At 37.9% G+C, this 811-nt stretch carries 1 pseudogene; it reads right to left on the reverse strand.

What is annotated here, in order from left to right:
- Positions 1-643 (reverse strand): annotated as a pseudogene (locus HC176_RS15545) (IS1634 family transposase); the annotation flags it as partial.
- Between the last annotated feature and the right edge of the window lie 168 nt (positions 644-811).

Below are 811 nucleotides of genomic sequence, written 5' to 3' on the forward strand. Positions count from 1 at the left end.
CTTTACTAAATCCCGCTTTGCGCAGATCATCTTCGTCACTGGCTTCAAAATACAAGGTGGTCATATCATAGAAAACAATACTGATATCCCCTTGTAAGACTTTACGAGTATGCTCAAATGAAATTTGTTCCACCTGAGGCTTGATCCGGCTGTTGAGCTTATCTAAAAAACGATATATCGTATCAATATTTAGCTGAACTCCCTGGAAGCGATACAGGTATTCGGCAGTTTTGAGCTTACTCAATGGAAAAGCTAAACGAGCGATCACTAAATGACGGAATAAATCTTCTTTAACCGCATTAAAACCAATACTGTCATAGATCTTTCCAAAGATGATCTCAGGGCCAACGGTTTTGATACTGGCATTACCCATTTGCTCAAATAGTTGCTCAACAAAGGCATCATTCTTTGAGATAAATAATTTCCCCTGAGCACTAATCCGATCAATTTCCTGTTTTCCCAGGTATTCTAACTTTTCTATCTTTTGAGCATTACTACTGCTGCCTATAGTTTTTACAACCTTATATTTCCCCCGCTCTTTGGAGATAATTTGAACAGAAGTACTGCCGGACCGATTCCTTAATTTTCTCAAAAACATACACAAAAATAGCGTTGCAACACCCAGTTTGAAAATTAATTTCAATAAAATCAAGGGTTACCAAGGCATATCTAAAAAAGTGCGGAAAACAGGAGAAGTGCCTCTGGAATAGCCCCCAATTTTACACTTTTTGACACACCAGCACTACCTTTTCTTCAGATTTGAGGGTAGTAAAAAACAAATATTGATCTCCACCCTCTTTTATTTTCAGCT

It is taken from the genome of Tamlana crocina, assembly GCF_012037625.1.